An 18,203-nucleotide genomic window follows, 5' to 3' on the forward strand; every position below is an offset into this window, starting at 1 on the left:
ATCTTCCTTATTGCTTTTACCTATTAAGATTATAGATATTATATCTTGGAACAATGAAGAAAGAAATGCTAGGATTAGAACAAAGATTTGAACATGGGGTGAAGGTTATGAGTAAAAAGACAATGTTCGAGAAAATTTGGGATAATCATATTGTTCATCAAGAAGAAGGTAAACCAAGTATTATTTATATCGATTTGCATTTGGTGCATGAAGTTACTTCTCCACAAGCATTCGAAGGATTGCGTCTTGCAGGCCGCAAGGTACGTAGACCCGATTTAACATTTGCAACAATGGATCACAATGTTCCTACCAAAGATCGTTTTAATATTAAGGATCCAATATCTAAACAGCAAATTGATACATTATCACAGAACTGTGCTGACTTTGGTGTAAAATGCTTTGATTTGTACTCTGCTGACCAAGGTGTCGTCCATGTTATGGGACCTGAACTAGGTCTTACTCATCCGGGCAAAACAATCGTATGTGGTGACTCACATACATCAACACACGGAGCATTCGGTGCGCTTGCTTTTGGGATTGGTACAAGTGAAGTGGAGCATGTTATGGCTACACAAACATTGCAACAAGCCAAAGCTAAGACGCTTGAGGTAAGAGTGAACGGTTCACTTAAGCCAGGCGTTAAAGCAAAGGATTTAATCCTTGGTATTATTGCGAAGTACGGAACAGACTTTGCTACAGGTTATGTTATAGAGTATACAGGTGAAGCTATTCGCAATCTTACGATGGAAGAGCGTATGACCGTATGTAACATGTCTATTGAAGGTGGAGCAAGAGCTGGACTAATTGCACCTGATGAAACGACATTCAATTATCTTCGTGGACGTGAGTACGTACCTCAAGGTGAAGCTTTCGATCAAGCTGTTGAAGCATGGAAACTTCTACCTACAGATGAAGGTGCAACGTATGATCTTCTTTGTGAATTTGACGCTGACACGCTAATTCCACAGGTAACTTGGGGAACTAGCCCAGGTATGGGTACTGATGTTACTGCTAATGTACCAAATCCACAAGATTTTACAACTGAAAATGAACGTAAAGCTGCTGAAAAAGCGCTTGAATATATGGGGCTGACTCCGGGAACCCCAATGAGCGATTTGAAAATTGACGTTGTATTTATTGGTTCCTGCACAAACGGTAGAATCGAAGATTTACGTGCAGCTGCAGAAGTAGCGAGTGGCCATCAAGTAGCATCACATGTGAACGCGATTGTTGTACCTGGTTCTGGCCGCGTGAAAGCACAAGCTGAGCAAGAGGGCTTGGATCAAATTTTCATTAAGGCTGGTTTTGAATGGCGTGATGCGGGTTGTTCGATGTGTCTAGCAATGAACCCAGATGTACTGAGTCCTGGTGAACGATGTGCATCAACATCTAACCGTAACTTTGAAGGTCGTCAAGGTCGTGGTGGTAGAACGCATCTAGTATCCCCTGAAATGGCAGCAGCAGCTGCGATCAAAGGACATTTCTATGATGTTCGTAATTGGGAATTTAAGGAGGCAAAGTAACATGGAAGCTTTCAAACAACTAACAGGTATCGTAGCTCCAGTAGACCGCGTTAACGTGGATACCGATGCAATTATCCCTAAACAATTTCTTAAACGCATCGAGCGTACAGGATTCGGACAATTTCTATTCTTCGAATGGAGATTTGATGAAAGTGGTGTCGTAAATCCTGAGTTTGAATTGAATAAATCTCGCTACGAAGGTGCTTCTGTATTGATATCAAGAGCCAACTTTGGTTGCGGTTCATCTCGTGAACATGCTCCTTGGGCGATTCTTGATTATGGCTTCAAAGTTATTATTGCTCCATCTTATGCGGACATTTTCTATAACAACTGTTTTAAGAACGGTATTCTACCCATTAAATTGTCTGAAGAGCAAGTTGATGAATTGTTCGAGCGCACGGGTAAGTTCGAGAATTATCAGCTTCATGTAGATTTAGAAGCAAAGAAACTTACAGATGACCATGGACTTTCCTATGATTTCGAGCTAGATGAGCACCGTCGTCAATTCTTGTTACAAGGGCTTGATGATATTGGGCTTACATTGCAACATGAAGAGAAGATTACAGCTTTTGAACAACGTTCGTAATATAAGTCTAGCTAACAAATAAATTCGTATAATCATATATCTCATTTATGAGAAGCTCTATTACTAGTATCTACTAGAAATAGAGTCTTTTTTTGTTTTCTTGGCTGGAAATTTAGCTATTATTTTACTATTTATTCATTTCTTTATTGAAAATAATGTGGAAACAATTTATTCTTTGTAGATATAGAAACTTTTTTGATCTTCTTCACGTCTATATGTATACATATATGTTGAACTGGGCGATATTCTGTCTTTTAAAGACGGAAAACCGTTTCTTTCTTGCTGTAGGGTATTATCGCTAAAACTATCATTCTGATTCGAGGTGCTTCATGAGATTTTTAAAACTATTATGTTCAATCATCTTGGTATGTATGCTAATACCTCTAAGCAGCACATTTGCTGCTACGACGCCAGCAAAGGCTGATGCTAAAGCTAAAGCGAATGCTTCGCCTGAACGACCTGTTCAGCTAGTGCTAGACGGCAAACCGCTCGACACACCTGTTCCAGCTCGAATTATGGAGAATTATACATTCGTGCCACTTCGGGTTATAGCGGATGAATTCAATGCCAAAATAACGTGGGATAATGAAAAGAAAAATGTCATTATTGAAGAAAAGAACAATAAGATATCACTATTTATCGGTATGAAGAAAGTATACATAAACGGTCTGGAAACAGAGTTTGAAGTGGCTCCGATCATTGATAGTGGGACTACGCTTGTGCCTTTACGGTTTGTAGCGGAACGGTTTGGTGTTCAGTTCAAATATGATGGTGACACGAAGACAGTACATATGGAATCTGCTCCACCACCCGTCATCGAACCTGGAGACGAAGTAAATAATGGTAACAAACCACTGGATCCAGACGTAAATAATGGCAATGAAACGAATAATGGGGATAAAGATCCAGTTGATCAAGAAAAATCGTCATTAGTGACTGGAATTACACTTAATGAGAATGGTATTATTATTCAAACAGATGCTGATAAGCCTGAAACCAAAATGTTTAATCTAGATAATCCTAGCCGACTTGTCATTGATATTCCTAATGCACGATTGGATGCTAAACTATCTGAAAGCGCTAAGGTAGGAGAGGGTAATTTAGTATCTAACCATCCGTTGATTACGCAAGTTCGATATTCGCAGTATAGTCAAAGCCCAGCCACAGTGCGTGTAACGCTTGAGCTGAAGAAAGGTGCGAACCATTTTATCGTACCTCAAACACCTCAAGGGCAAATCGCAGTCGAGATTACAACCTATTCCATTCCTAGCCATAAAGTTGTTGTCATCGATGGGGTTAAGAAATATACGGTTGTGCTTGATGCAGGACATGGAGGAACAGATCCAGGAGCATCATCCATTCTTAATCGAGCTGAAAAAGATTTTACTTTACCTATGATTATGAAGGTTGGAGCTATTCTTGAAAAACAACAGCATTTGAATGTATTATATACTAGAAAAGATGACACCTTTGTCGAGCTAGATGATCGCGTAGCGTTTGCTAACAATAATAATGCCGCAGTATTCTTATCTATTCATGGTAACAAATTCGATAAGAAAACAGTCAATGGGACTGAAACCTATTATTGGCGTGAAGATAGTATAGGCTTGGCCAATATCATTCATGAAAATGTGCTTAAAATGAGTGGGTTTGCAGATCGCGGAGTCCGTAAAAATAATTTCCGAGTTATTACTAAAACTACGATGCCTGCCGTATTGTTAGAAGCTGGGTACTTATCTAATCTTAATAACGAAGCTTTGATGTATAACGAAGCATTTCAGAACAATCTAGCAGAGTCAATTGCAGAATCAATAATTGAGTTTACTGGCATCAAGGAGGGAATCAAATGAATAAACTACTAAAATGGGTTGTGTTAATGCTTACGGTTGCGTTAATATTAACTGGGTGTGGACAGAAGAACAAAGCCCTAGTAGGAGCACCTGAGACTGAAACTCCTGTAATTTCAACTGAGACGCCATCACCAACGCCAACGCCAACGCCTGAACCAACACCAACTCCAATTCCAGATAAAACGAAGGAAGTTAAAGTTTACTTTACTGATGATAATCTGGAAAAGTTACTCGAAAGAGTTGTGAAGATTACATATAAGAAAGATGGAGACGAGTATCTGGCTACATTCAATGCGCTTAAGACGACTGATGAACCTAACTTGAGTTCTTTGTTCAAAAAGGTTACATTTAATTCTGCTAAATTGGATGGCGATGCCTTGCGAGTCGATCTTACTTTAAATGAGGGAGCTCAGCTTGGATCAAGCGGTGAAAGCTTCTTCGTTCAAGCTTTGAATAACGTTGCTTTTCAATTTGCTGAAGTGAATTCTCTATATGTGACACGAGATGGTAAGAAAGTCGAATCTTTGATGGGACATGTCTCTTTGGATTCTCCCTTCACCAGATAAGGAGTCTACATGAGTCAGTCGAAGAAAGTAAGACATTTTCTTGATACAATGGCAGCTATGTTTCCTGATGCACATTGTGAGTTGAACCATTCTAATCCGTTTGAACTTGTCATTGCAGTCCTATTGTCGGCTCAGTGTACGGACGAAACGGTTAATAAAGTGACGAATGATTTGTTTCAGAAATACAAGGGTCCAGAAGATTATATTGCAGTTCCGATTGAAGAATTGGAGCAGGATATTCGCAGGATTGGATTATTTCGTAATAAATCTAAGCATATTCAAAAGCTTTGTCATCTTTTATTGGAAAAGTATAATGGTGAAGTGCCACAAGAGCATGCCAAATTGGTCGAGTTACCTGGTGTTGGACGTAAAACTGCTAATGTAGTAGTTTCAAATGCCTTTGGGGTGCCAGCAATCGCAGTTGATACGCACGTTGAACGTGTAGCTAAGCGACTTGGACTTGCTGATGTAGATGATTCTGTACTTGAAGTAGAGAAGAAGCTAATGCGCAAGATACCAAAGGATGAATGGACGCTAACACATCATCGGTTGATTTTCTTTGGGAGATACCATTGTAAGGCGCAAAACCCAGCGTGCGAACTTTGTCCGTTACTTGATTCTTGCCGAGAAGGTAAGAAACGAATGAAAATAGCAACGGGTAGAAAAACTATGGGATAGACGCGAAAATAGAAAAAGGATGGGATGACATGAAGTGTATCTCCGTATATACCGGTGATTTCGGAGCATTTTCCGACATTTATGAAGAAGTAATGCAAACCTCGCTAGCAGAAAATGAAGAAACCGAGATTGAAGGTATTACCGTTTCTGAAGCAGGAGAAGTAACAAGCGATTATGTTGATCGCATGAAAGAAAGATTAGATGTAGTTGTTATGAAGCAGAAGGAACATGGTGTAACGATCTTACAACATGGTAGTGTATTTGAAATTATTTTCCCTGAAAAAAACCCAGTGGCAAGCATCTAATAGCATGCTTCTTCACATAAGCTTCCGATCATTAGACTTTAAGGGTCTATCGATCGGAAGCTTATTTTGTTTTATCGATCGAAATGATTTTAAAGAATTTTTTGAAATATCTTGTCAATGACTTATCTGCCTATTACACTTATGGTTGGTACCATGCAGCATAACGTGACTATACATTGAGGAGATTCATGATGACAATTGCAAGTATAGATCGGCAAGGGTTAAGTAAATCAGAAATTATGAACAGATTAGATGGTTTAAGAAATTATATGCAAGCTGAAGGTGATATGGAGCGGGTAAATCAGCTCGATGGCTTAATTCATAAAGGTGAGGCTAATCGTTTCTATATTGCATTCTGTGGGCATTTCTCTGCAGGTAAATCAACGCTTATTAACCAGTTATGTGGTTATCCATTGCTACCTTCATCCCCTATTCCAACTAGTGCCAATATTGTATCAATTGCTAACGGCTCGAATGGAGCAGTTGTCATTGAGAGAAAGCAAGCTGGTATGGATACGCTGATGAAGCCAGTGCAGCTAGAGGATTTAGCTGCCTATTGTGTAGATGGTAAAGGAATCGAGCGCGTAGAGATTACATTTGATTTGCCATTCTTAGGTAAGCATGCAGCTTTGCTTGATACTCCTGGCATTGATTCAACAGATGATGCTCATCACATGGCGACTGAATCTGCCTTGTATCTAGCTGATGTTGTATTCTATGTCATGGACTACAACCATGTACAATCTGAAATTAATCTTGCTTTTGCAAAGCAAATGAAAGAGCGTGGCAAACCACTTTATCTGATCGTGAATATGATCGATAAGCATCGGGAAGAAGAACTGCCATTTGACACCTACTGTGAAGGTGTCGATCATGTGTTTCAATCTTGGGGGATACAGCCTGATGGTGTGTTATATGTATCCATGAAGGCCCCACAGCATCCGCGTAATGACTGGGAGAAGCTGTGTGCATTAATTGCAGAGCTTATTAGTCGCGGCAATGAACTGAGCTCGTACAGCATGGACGAGGCAGCTCGTCATTTGCTCGAAGAGCATCGCGAGGCAAGATCGCAGCAGCTTGCTCCACGCAAAGCCACGCTGGATGAGGCTCTGGCAGGCGAGGGTGAAGCATTAGCGAAGCAGCGTGAGGAGCTGCAGCAAGGACTAGCATCGGCTCAGCAAGAACCGCAGCGATTACAAGCTGCGCTGCGGCGTGAGGTTACTGGTATTATCGAGAATGCCAATGTAACCCCTGCAGTGGCACGCGATGTCGCGCACCATTACCTGCAAAGCCGTGAAGCAGGCTTTAAAGCGGGCTTCTTCGCGCGTGCATCACAGACTGCTGCTGAGATACAGAAGCGCCTAGATAAGCTTCATGAGGCATTTATCAGCAGTGTATCAACACAGCTAGAACGGCATCTACAGATCCTCATGCGGGAAGCAACTAATAAGGCAGGGCTAGAGACACCTGCATTTATAGAAGTGATCGACAACATCCATATGGACATTTCACCAGCCTGGCTTGCTGGACAAGTGAATACAGCAGCTGTCTTCGGCAATGAATATACACTCAATTATATGAAGCAAGTAGCGAGTGAGGTCAAAGCACACTATAAGAAGAAAGCTTATGAGGCAATTGATTTGCTCGTGGCTGAAGCTGAACAAGCAGCAAAACAATTGGTTATCATGCAAAGTGAAGCAATTACGAAGCTTGACGTTCGTCTAGAGGCTTATGATGAACGGAAGCGAATCGAAGCACAGGAGGCTGAAGCGGATCGTAAGCTGTACGCACTGATGGGCAAGGTTCTTCTATCTGTTCCAGAATTGCCGAACTTACATAGTTTATCTACTAATTTATCAGCAAATAAGTGGTTACGAGTACAGAAGGATAATAAACTACATACGGCTTCGATCGATGTCGTACTTCGTGCTTCACATACGAATGAGCATTTGAATGATTCACAGTCAGTTGAATCACAGCTACAGGAGCAGGCTATGAGTGATAATCTTGCTCGTGCAGATCTGGTGAAAAAACGTGCGGGTTCCTTCCTAACGGCAGCACAAGCAATGGGTGACATACCAGCCCTCAAGCTAATTGCACGGTCGCTGACGGATAAAGCGAATCGCTTGATAAAGCAGACTTATACAGTTGCTTTATTTGGAGCTTTTTCAGCAGGTAAATCGTCGTTTGCTAATGCTTTGATGGGTGAGCGTGTATTACCTGTGTCACCAAATCCAACGACCGCGGCAATTAACCGAATTATGCCACCAGAATCAGATTGGCCACATGGCTCAGCTAGGGTAACTATGAAGTCATTTGAGGCTTTATTAAGTGATGTCTTGTATTCACTTGAACTGCTTGGAGTTAAAGTAAGTGATATGCAGACAGCTCTACAAGCGATTAAGGAGCTATCTCCTAACCATGTCACTGCCAAAGGTAAACCGCACTATTCATTCCTAAGAGCTGTTCATAAAGGATGGAATGAAGCTGAGCCGCTGCTGGGGACTGAAATTAGAGCGAATCATGAACAATTTACTCAGTATGTAGCTGAAGAGAGTAAATCCTGCTTTATTGATGGCATTGTACTGTATTATTCAAGTCCGTTAACTGATCAAGGCATTGTGCTTGTAGACACACCAGGAGCAGATTCCATTAACGCACGACATACTGGAGTTGCTTTTAATTATATTAAGAATGCAGACGCAATCCTGTTTGTTACCTACTATAATCATGCGTTCTCTCATGCGGATAAAGAATTCTTATTACAACTTGGCAGGGTGAAAGATGCCTTTGAGCTAGATAAAATGTTCTTTATCGTCAATGCGGCTGACCTAGCGGCTTCAGAGGAAGAGCTGAGCGGTGTTGTTAGGCATGTAGAGTCCAATCTACTTGCTCATGGCATAAGACATCCACGCATATACCCAATCTCGAGTCAGAATGCTGCAGATGGCAAATTAAAGAACGATCACGCATTGTTAGCTGAATCTGGTTTGCCGCCATTTGAAGCTGATTTTACGAAATATGCGTTTGACGAACTGTCACAGGTTGCCATTCGGTCTGCTGAAGCAGAGTTTAAGCGCGGCATCCATACACTAGATCGTTTAATCGGTGAAATGCAAGCATCTGAAGAAGAACGTAATGTACGGATTGTGCATTTACAAGCAACTTATACACAAGCTTCTCAAGTATTAGGAGTGTCCGATGCAGATGATATGGGACGAGAACTAACTAGAGAAATAGCAGAGCTTCTTTATTATGTAAAGCAGCGAACGATGTATCGTTACGGGGAGTTGTTTGCGTATTCATTCAATCCAGCTGTATTTCGGGATGAGAGCAAGGATAGCAAAGAAATACTCGTATCTGCTTGGAATGAACTGTTAAGACTGATCTCCTTCGATCTTGAACAAGAGGGACTTGCAACGACTCTGCGAATTGAGAAGGCCATTAATAAGATGTACAGTAAGCAATATGATAAGTGGGGGCACATGCTGCAAACTGTAGCGGATGGCTATGAGTATGAGTCCTATGAAGCACGTAGGCTTCCTACCCCTCAGATCACGATACAGGCGAAAGCTTCGGAGGTAAATGCCAAGCTGCTATCAAGCTTCTACAAGAATGCAAAATATTTCTTTGAGTCAGATGGACGCAATAAGCTGAAGGCTGAGCTTGAGAAGTATTTGAACGAAGGAATTGCAGATGAGCTTAAACAATTGGAGCATACATTGATTCAAACATATAGCGATTATTTAACAACAGGCCTAACTGAACTTCAAGAGGGTCAAGAGGCCGCTTTATCAGAATATATTCAAGGATCAATTGCTGCTCTAGAAATGAAAATCGATGTTTCTACCTTAAATGATAAACGTTATTTATTGAGCCAGTATGTGGCTTCTGAGGCCTGATAAATAAGAAATTCGCTTTAATCGGTAGCAATATGCTGTATTTTAGGGAATATTTACGCTATTTAGCATTTTAATCGCTAATTGCGTATTGTTTGCGTGTATAGTCTCGTTGCCGGATTTAGTGGTTGATGATAATATGCATTCATTGCTATGACAACTCGCGTAGCTCGAATTAAATTCGGGAGGTACAATTCATGGAAGCTTTTCGCCAGTTGAAGTCTTTTTACTGGTCGGAACGTAAATGGTTCATCATTTCGATCATCACACTCATACTGACAACTGCGCTTGGACTTGTTTATCCAAATTTACTACGTTATTTAATTGATGATGTGATCAGAGAAGGTAATTTTGATGTTGTTCCGTTCTTATCTTTACTACTTGTCGCTGTAATCTCGGTTAAGGCACTTATTCAATTTATTCATGGTTATACGGGGGCAGTGTTCGGACTTAATACCGCATATAACATGCGTAATACACTGTATAACAAATTGCAGACATTGTCGTATCAATATTACGATTCTGCACGTACAGGTGAATTAATGTCTCGTCTAACGGCGGACCTTGAAGCTGTTCGGATGTTTTTGGCGTTCGGGTTTGCTCAAATTTTTAACATTGTATTAATGGTTGTATTTGGTATGGCGATGATGTTCTCGATTGATTGGTTCCTGACACTTGTCACTATGGTCACCATTCCTTTTCTAGCTTTTACAGCCTTTTCATTCGAGAATAAAGTCCATCCTGCATTCCGTTCTGTTCGCCAAGCATTGTCGATGTTAACAACCTCAGTGCAAGAAAATATTATGGGCGTTCGTACGGTTAAATCATTTGCGGGTGAAGAGAATGAAACGGATAAATTTGCTAAGCAGAATGATGAGTATCGTTCAAAGAACATATTGACGTCACGTATTTGGGCTAAATATTTCCCAGTGATGGAGCTTATCGCAAACTTAAGTATTGTGATTCTACTAGGTGTTGGCGGTTATCGAGTCATACAAGGTCATATCACGATCGGTGAATTTGTAGCTTTTTTCAGCTTAATCTGGTTTATTATCGGTCCGATGTGGGGACTTGGTTATCATATTAACAACTATGCTAACTGCAAATCTTCTGCAGAACGAATCCTGGGTTTACTCAATCAAAATGTGAATGTGCAGGATAAACCAAATGCAGTCGTTTTGAAAAAAGAAGAGATTAAAGGTCATGTGCGATTTGAAGATGTTACGTTCGCTTATAGAGACAGTGAGCCATCTCTGCACAACATCAATATTGATGCCCCTGCAGGCTCTGTTATTGGGATACTAGGAGGCACAGGCTCAGGCAAAACAACCATTATTTCACTCCTTATGCGCGCATATGATACCAAGAATGGAAGAATTACATTAGATGGTGTTAATATTCAGAATATTGGGCTCCAAAGTCTGCGTAAAGAGATTGCCACTGTCTTTCAGGAAACATTCCTATTCTCATCTACGATTCGCAATAACATTGCGTACGGTGCTAAGAATGTAACAATGGATGAAATTGTGGCTGCAGCCAAATTAGCTCAGGCACATGATTTCATTATGGAGCTTCCATTAGGTTATGATACGATTGTTGGTGAACGTGGACTTGGCTTATCAGGTGGTCAGAAGCAGCGAATTGCGATTGCTCGTGCACTAGTGATCAATCCACACATTCTTCTGCTTGATGATGCTACAAGTGCGGTTGATATGGAGACAGAGCATGAGATTCAGGCCGGATTCCGGCAATTGATGCAAGGTCGCACGACCTTTATTATTGCGCATCGGATATCCTCCCTAAAGAATGCAGATGAAATTATCGTACTTGATAAAGGGCGGATTGTGCAGCGTGGTAGTCATGCGCAGCTTGTCAAGGAAGACGGACCGTATTTGACAACCTATAACATCCAATATGCTGATCGGCCTAAGCAATCGACAGAATTAGACACGATTGGGCAGGTTGCTGAAGGGAGGCAGTTATAATGTCAGAGACGGTTAAACAACAATCGACTAAGGCTAATTCAGAACATAAACAAGAACGATTTATTTATCAAGATGATACGTTAATCGATAAGAAATTTGATTGGAAGCAAATTAAACGTTTAGCTAGCTATATGAAGCCGTATGCAAAACAAATATTACCGATCATCATTATCATGATGATTGTCGGCACGGCAACGAAATTAATTTATCCACTCATTATCTCTTATACAATTGATCATTCACTTGAGACGAAAAACGCACAGCTTCTTATTTGGATGGTAGGTATCTTACTGATTACATACATTGTGCAATGGATCGCTAATACGATCAAAATTAAATATACGAATATTATTGGTAACAATATCATCTATGATCTAAGACATCATTTGTTCTCTCATATCCAAAGTCTTTCGTTTCGTTTCTACGATACAAGACCAGCGGGTTCAATCCTTGTAAGAATTACAAACTACGTCAATTCATTACAGGACTTGTTCTCTAACGGTGTAGTCAATCTGATGATTGATATTGTGCAATTGATTGGTATTGTTGTGATCTTATTGACACTCAATTTCAAGCTGGGGCTTGCCATAATTTGTACCGTACCTATTATGTTCCTAGTATCTACGAAGCTACGCAAACATATTAGATGGTCTTGGCAGCTTGTGAATATTAAGCAATCACGTCTTAATTCACATTTAAATGAGAGTATTCAAGGGATGCGAGTTACGCAAGCCTATACACAAGAACAAGAGAATATGAAGTTTTTCAAAGAAATGAATGCTGACAATAGACTTACTTGGAAAAAAGCCGTTAAACTCAATAACATGTTTGGACCCATCATTGAAATAACAGGTGCAATCGGTTACTGTATTCTATTCTGGTATGGTGCACAATTAATTAATGTAGGAGACATGTCGGTTGGCCAACTCGTAGCTTTCTCGTCTTATATTGCTTTCTTCTGGGATCCAATTAACCGGATTGGGCAAATGTATACGCAACTATTATTAGCTATGGCTTCAGCAGAACGGATTTTTGAATTTATTGATGAAGAGCCTGCTGTTGGACAGAAGTCAGATGCTCATGTATTGCCAACAATTAAAGGTAATGTTGTGCTCGAAGATGTTGTATTCGAGTATGAGAAGGGTCGTCCTGCACTTAGTGGAATATCACTTGAGGTTAAATCAGGTCAATCGATTGCCCTAGTAGGTCATACTGGATCAGGTAAAAGTACAATTATTAATCTGATCTGCCGATTCTATGATGTTATAAGTGGAAGTGTACGGATTGATGGTCATAATATTCAAGATGTTACGATCCAAAGTCTGCGTTCACAAATTGGAATAGTACTTCAGGATACATTCATATTCTCGGGTACAATAAGAGAAAATATTGCTTTTGGTAAGCCAAATGCAAGTGAGGATGAGATTCTCGAAGCCGCCAAAGCTGTTCATGCACATGACTTTATTATGAACTTACCAGATGGCTATGATACAGAGGTTGAGGAACGTGGAAGTGTTCTGTCAATGGGACAACGTCAGCTACTTTCATTCGCTCGTGCACTCTTAGCCAACCCACGTATTCTCATATTGGATGAAGCTACGGCCAGCATTGATACCGAGACTGAGCTGAAGATCCAAGAGGCACTTAAGACATTGCTAGCAGGTCGTACATCCTTCATTGTAGCTCATCGTTTATCCACGATCAGACATGCTGACCTTATTGTAGTTATGGATCATGGTCGAATGATGGAGAAGGGTTCTCATGATGAATTAATGGAGCATCAAGGTATTTATCACGGCTTAATTCAATCGCAATACCGCTTCTTGCAATCCTAAATACATGTAACCTTTGCTTTGACAGTCCAGTCCTATAATGGATTGTGAAAGTAAAGGTTTTTTTGTAGTTCGTGTCATCTGCTGATACAATAAGCGTATATCTATTGAAAATTACATTTTTTCAGTTATATAGGAGGGGCCACCTTGAAATCATCGCGTCTACTTTGGGTTACGATTGCAATTACATCGGTCATATTAACTGTTGTGTTCGTGACTGGATTCGTTTATGGAGTCAAACAAATTATTTATCCAGAGAAATCTGCCGCTAACATTGCGGGGACACCTTCATCAACTCCTGAGAAGAAGGAAGAGTTAGGAAAAGAAAATAAAATTGCGATTGTCGCTTTAGGGGATTCATTAACCTCTGGAACGGGTGACACAACGGGTAAGGGTTATGTGCTCAGGTTAAAGGACAAGCTGCAAGAGCAATCAGGGAAAGAAACACATGTGTTAAATAATTTAGCTATTCCTGGCTATCGGAGTGAGCAGCTCCTTCAAAATTTGAAGCAGAAGAAGGTCAGAGATGCGTTAGCAGATGCGGATCTTATTCTGTTTAGTATTGGTGGTAACGATATCTTCCCAAGCACAACAGGTGGTTTTACAATGAATGGAGATGAGCTTGAGTTTAATGCAGATAAAGCCGTTGCGAGAATAGAGCCTACACTTGCACTAATAGAACAAATTGTAGCGGAAATCAACAGTGCTAATCCGAACGCAATTGTATTATATTTTGGCTTATATCATCCTTTTATGGATATGGATAAAGATAAAAAGGGTGTTTACGGGGTTCAGACGTTCAATGATGGCATGTTTCGTATACTAAATCGTTATCCGAATATGGTTTTCGTCCCAACTTATGATTTATTTGAACGTGATGGAACACGATATTTGTTTACTGATCATTTTCATCCGAATAGCGATGGTTATGAACGGATAGCAGAACGAATGGCCCAAATACTACGTTAAAACAATGGGGAGGAGAATCAAGCAGATGACATATAGAAGAGATGAGGTTGTATTATCCGTTCAGAATCTCAAAAAGCGGATTCGTGATAAAGAGATCATAAAGGGGATTTCTTTTGAAGTATATAGGGGAGAAATTTTCGGCTTTCTAGGACCGAACGGATCAGGTAAAACAACAACAATTCGTATGCTGGTTGGACTTATTAAACCCACTGAAGGAACGGTTATTGTATGTGGTCATGACATTCGTACGGAGCATAATGAAGCCTTGCGCCAAGTTGGCTGCATCGTTGAAAATCCTGAGTTATATCCCTATTTAACAGGATGGGAGAACTTAGAGTATTTTGCGCGTATGCTTCCTGACGTTGGGCAGGATCGTATTATCGAGGTAGTCGAAACAGTTGGCCTTGATCAGCGTATTCATGATAAGGTTAAGACCTATTCCCTAGGAATGCGTCAGCGGCTTGGAATCGCACAAGCTTTACTTGGACGTCCTAAACTTCTTATTCTAGATGAGCCTACGAATGGGTTAGATCCCAAGGGGATTAAAGAGATGAGGGAGTTTATTCGCCGTTTAGCAGAAGGTGGACTATCTCTATTTGTTTCGTCACACTTACTGAGTGAAATTCAGCAGATGTGTGATCGTGTTGCGATTATATCCCACGGTAAAGTTGTACAAGTTGGTGAAGTGGAAGAGCTTGTGTCTTCTACAGGAACCAAGGTTCTGTGGACCGTTGAACCTGCAGGACAAGCTGCTGGAATACTGTCAGAACGAGAGGAAGTTCAGCTATTATCTGAATGGAATGAAGATCATTTGGACAATTATACGGAGCCAATGGATCCTGATAAAGCTTATGTGCAGAATGTGAATACCAGTACCAAAGCAACCTTTATGACAAGTGTTCATGCAGACCATATTCCTGAGATTAATATGGCACTTGTACAAGCAGGAGTACGGATCTATTCGATTGAAATTAAAAATCCGACGCTCGAAGACCTGTTCCTTGGTTTAACAGGAGGTGAGCGTATTGAATAATTTAGTTCAACTCGTAAAGAATGAATGCATCAAAATGATTAAGAAAAAACGCTTCTACGTCGTAATTCTAATTTTGCTTGCTCTCATTCCCATGTTTACATATGCACAGATGCGCGTAGCAGAAAATAACCAGAAGCAATTTGGAACAACAGATTGGCGTGCTGAACAACGTCAGAAGATTGCTGATTGGTCGCGTGCTCTTGGTTCACCACGAATTGCTGAAGAGTGGAAACAGAACTTGAAGGTACAAATTCAGTTAGCTGAATATTATTTAGAAAAAGATGTCGATCCGAACGCCCCTAATGCGGTTACATTTACACGTGAGTTTGCCAAAAATGCAATTTCTTTGTTCATTCCATTAATCATTATGGTGATTGCTGCGGACATTGTATCATCAGAGTTTAGTTCGGGTACTATTAAATTGTTATTGACAAGACCGGTTTCACGGTGGAAAATCCTAATGAGTAAATTGATTACACTTATATTTTTTGTTTCGTTAATTGTTTTTGCCACAGGTCTGATGTCTTATCTCATATCCGGGCTCGTATTTGGCTTTGGTGGATGGGATATGCCAGTGTTCATAGGCTTCAAAACTACGGGTACAGAAGTCGATTATTCCTATGTCCGTGCCGTTGATCAATGGGTGTTTATTCTGATGGAATTCGGCCTTATTTGGTTCGTTGGGTTCGTTGTTGCGGTGTTGTCACTTATGTTATCTGTATTAATTCGTTCAACCGCAGCAGGAATGGGCATCATGCTTGCCGTATTAATATCAGGTACAATACTTACAAATATGGTATCATCTTGGGAGTCAGCTAAATATTTGTTCATGGTGAATTTAAGACTAACTGATTACTTAACAGGTGCATTGCCGCCTATTCAAGGTATGACATTAGGCTTCTCATTAATTGTATTGCTCGTATGGACAATTATTTCGTTAGTGATTTCATTTACTGTTTTTACAAGAAGAGATGTTTTAAATTAAGGGGGATCCTAGGTTGGCCGATCAGTTAAATTTATTTACAGGTGAAGAATCCTCGGCAGATTATGGTGTCGATGATATTCAAGTACTAGAAGGACTGACCGCTGTACGTAAGCGTCCCGGCATGTATATTGGCTCGACGAGTTCATCGGGTTTACACCATCTTGTCTGGGAAATTGTTGACAATGCGGTCGATGAGCATCTAGCAAAGCATTGTTCCAAGATTACGGTTACTTTACATAAAGATAGTTCAGTAACGGTTCACGATAATGGCCGCGGAATTCCGACTGGCATGCATAAGACTGGTATTCCTACCCCTCAAGTCGTGTTTACCATTCTACATGCTGGAGGTAAATTCGGCGGTGGAGGATATAAGAAATCAGGTGGATTGCACGGTGTAGGTGCATCAGTTACGAATGCCTTGTCCGAATGGTTAGAAGTAGAAATTTATCGTGAAGGTAAAATTCACAAGCAGCGGTTCGAATATTGGGTGGATAACAAAGGTGTGGAGCATGTAGGTGAGCCATCGACTGGTCTTGAGGTAGTCGGGACTACTAACCGCACGGGGACCAAAGTAACTTTTAAACCAGATAAACGTGTGTTTTCTGCCGGCATTGCGATTAACTATGATACACTAGCAGAACGGTTGCAAGAAATCGCTTTTCTTAACTCTGGACTTGAAGTTGTGGTTAAGGATGAACGTGCTGATAAGAATGACACCTTTCTATATGTTGGCGGCGCAAGTGAATTTGTTCGTTTCTTGAATGAAGGCAAAACAGTGCTCAATGATGTCGTTCACTTCTACGCGGAGAAGGATGATATTGAAGTCGAAGTAGCGCTCCAGTACAACGATGGTTATACGGAAACTCTTGCTTCCTTCGTTAACTCGATTCCGACTCGTGGTGGAGGAACGCATGAAACTGGCTTCAAAACCGCATTCACCCGTGTGTTGAATGATTACGCTCGTAAGAGTGCCATTCTTAAGGAAAAAGATAAGAATCTAGACGGTACTGATTTACGAGAAGGCATGATGGCCGTCATTAATATTAAAATGAGTGAAGTCGAGTTCGTGGGCCAAACGAAGGATCAGCTTGGTTCTGCCTCTGCTCGAAGTGCGGTTGATTCAGTCGTATCAGAGAAAATGGCGATCTTCCTTGAAGAGAATCCTGCTGTTGCTCAGAGTATGCTGAAGAAAGCGGTACAAGCTTCCAAGGCTCGTGAAGCAGCACGCAAAGCTCGTGAAGATATCCGTAATGGTAAGAAGGGCAGAAGTGAGAGCTCGAATTTGAATGGTAAACTCACACCTGCACAGTCTAAGGATTATAAACGGAACGAATTGTTTATTGTCGAAGGAAATTCAGCAGGTGGCTCTGCTAAGCAGGGACGAGACTCGAAGCATCAAGCTATTCTGCCGCTCAAAGGTAAGCCGATGAATCCCGAGAAGGCAAAGCTGATCGATATTCTGAAGAATGATGAGTATCAAGCCATTATCGCTTCAATTGGTGCAGGTGTAGGGTCGGAGTTCGATGCAGAAGAGAGTAATTATGGTAAAATCATCATCATGACGGATGCGGATACAGATGGAGCGCATATTCAAGTGCTCTTACTGACATTCTTCTACAGATACATGAAACCACTTATAGATCTAGGCCAAGTGTACATTGCACAGCCGCCTTTATATAAGGTGACGAAGAAGGCTGGGAAAAATAGCATGATGCGTTATGCATGGACAGATGAGCAGCTTAATGCGATAACGAAGGAGTTCGGTAAAGGAGTTGAACTACAGCGTTACAAAGGACTAGGTGAGATGAATCCGGAACAGCTGTGGGAAACAACGATGAACCCTGAATCACGCACCTTGTTGCAAGTGCAGATTGAAGACGCGGCCAAAGCTGAGCGCCGTGTATCAACGCTCATGGGAGATAAAGTAGATCCTCGTAAACGCTGGATTATTGACAATGTTGACTTTACGGAATTCGAGGAATAATAGAAAGG

Annotated in this window: 13 protein-coding genes; all 13 read left to right on the forward strand. The window is 40.9% G+C overall.

The window, feature by feature from the left end; all coding sequences use genetic code 11:
- The first annotated feature begins 107 nt into the window (after window positions 1-107).
- The 13 genes from leuC to parE all read left to right on the forward strand — a co-directional run bounded on the left by leuC (window position 108) and on the right by parE (window position 18,195).
- On the forward strand, window positions 108-1,523 hold the full coding sequence (leuC, locus tag AC1DOK_RS01850; RefSeq protein ID WP_477552515.1) for a 3-isopropylmalate dehydratase large subunit: 1,416 nt from the start codon (window positions 108-110) through the stop codon (window positions 1,521-1,523).
- A gap of 1 nt (window position 1,524) precedes the next feature.
- Window positions 1,525-2,109, forward strand: a complete 585-nt coding sequence (leuD, locus tag AC1DOK_RS01855) for a 3-isopropylmalate dehydratase small subunit (RefSeq protein WP_477552516.1) — start codon at window positions 1,525-1,527, stop codon at window positions 2,107-2,109.
- Between the two features lie 371 nt (window positions 2,110-2,480).
- The gene (locus AC1DOK_RS01860) at window positions 2,481-3,959 is read left to right on the forward strand and encodes an N-acetylmuramoyl-L-alanine amidase (RefSeq protein ID WP_477552517.1); all 1,479 of its coding nucleotides are present in this window, start codon (window positions 2,481-2,483) and stop codon (window positions 3,957-3,959) included.
- Window positions 3,956-4,525 (forward strand): GerMN domain-containing protein, encoded by a 570-nt coding sequence (locus tag AC1DOK_RS01865; protein ID WP_477552518.1) that lies wholly within the window; start codon window positions 3,956-3,958, stop codon window positions 4,523-4,525. The genes AC1DOK_RS01860 and AC1DOK_RS01865 overlap by 4 nt, the downstream gene beginning before the upstream one ends.
- Before the next feature lie 9 nt (window positions 4,526-4,534).
- Complete coding sequence (gene nth / locus AC1DOK_RS01870; RefSeq protein WP_477552519.1) at window positions 4,535-5,203, forward strand: endonuclease III; 669 nt, start codon at window positions 4,535-4,537, stop codon at window positions 5,201-5,203.
- 29 nt (window positions 5,204-5,232) lie between these two features.
- Window positions 5,233-5,508, forward strand: coding sequence for an NAD/NADP transhydrogenase alpha subunit (locus AC1DOK_RS01875; RefSeq protein WP_477552520.1), 276 nt, complete (start codon window positions 5,233-5,235; stop codon window positions 5,506-5,508).
- A 191-nt stretch (window positions 5,509-5,699) separates the two neighbouring features.
- The gene (locus tag AC1DOK_RS01880) at window positions 5,700-9,410 is read left to right on the forward strand and encodes a dynamin family protein (protein WP_477552521.1); all 3,711 of its coding nucleotides are present in this window, start codon (window positions 5,700-5,702) and stop codon (window positions 9,408-9,410) included.
- A 194-nt stretch (window positions 9,411-9,604) separates the two neighbouring features.
- Complete coding sequence (locus AC1DOK_RS01885) at window positions 9,605-11,392, forward strand: ABC transporter ATP-binding protein (RefSeq protein WP_477552522.1); 1,788 nt, start codon at window positions 9,605-9,607, stop codon at window positions 11,390-11,392.
- Window positions 11,392-13,227 carry an ABC transporter ATP-binding protein gene (locus AC1DOK_RS01890; RefSeq protein ID WP_477552523.1) on the forward strand — a complete coding sequence of 612 codons (1,836 nt, stop codon included), beginning with the start codon at window positions 11,392-11,394 and terminating at the stop codon, window positions 13,225-13,227. Before AC1DOK_RS01885 ends, AC1DOK_RS01890 begins: the two co-directional genes overlap by 1 nt.
- A gap of 144 nt (window positions 13,228-13,371) precedes the next feature.
- Window positions 13,372-14,193 (forward strand): GDSL-type esterase/lipase family protein, encoded by an 822-nt coding sequence (locus AC1DOK_RS01895; protein WP_477552524.1) that lies wholly within the window; start codon window positions 13,372-13,374, stop codon window positions 14,191-14,193.
- 25 nt (window positions 14,194-14,218) lie between these two features.
- Entirely contained in the window at window positions 14,219-15,226 is a 1,008-nt protein-coding gene (locus tag AC1DOK_RS01900; RefSeq protein WP_477552525.1) for an ABC transporter ATP-binding protein, read from the forward strand.
- The gene (locus AC1DOK_RS01905) at window positions 15,219-16,211 is read left to right on the forward strand and encodes an ABC transporter permease (RefSeq protein ID WP_477552526.1); all 993 of its coding nucleotides are present in this window, start codon (window positions 15,219-15,221) and stop codon (window positions 16,209-16,211) included. The genes AC1DOK_RS01900 and AC1DOK_RS01905 overlap by 8 nt, the downstream gene beginning before the upstream one ends.
- A 13-nt stretch (window positions 16,212-16,224) precedes the next feature.
- The gene (gene parE, locus AC1DOK_RS01910; protein ID WP_477552527.1) at window positions 16,225-18,195 is read left to right on the forward strand and encodes a DNA topoisomerase IV subunit B; all 1,971 of its coding nucleotides are present in this window, start codon (window positions 16,225-16,227) and stop codon (window positions 18,193-18,195) included.
- The last annotated feature ends 8 nt before the right edge of the window (window positions 18,196-18,203 follow it).

It is taken from the genome of Paenibacillus sp. P5_B5 (genome assembly GCF_056400365.1).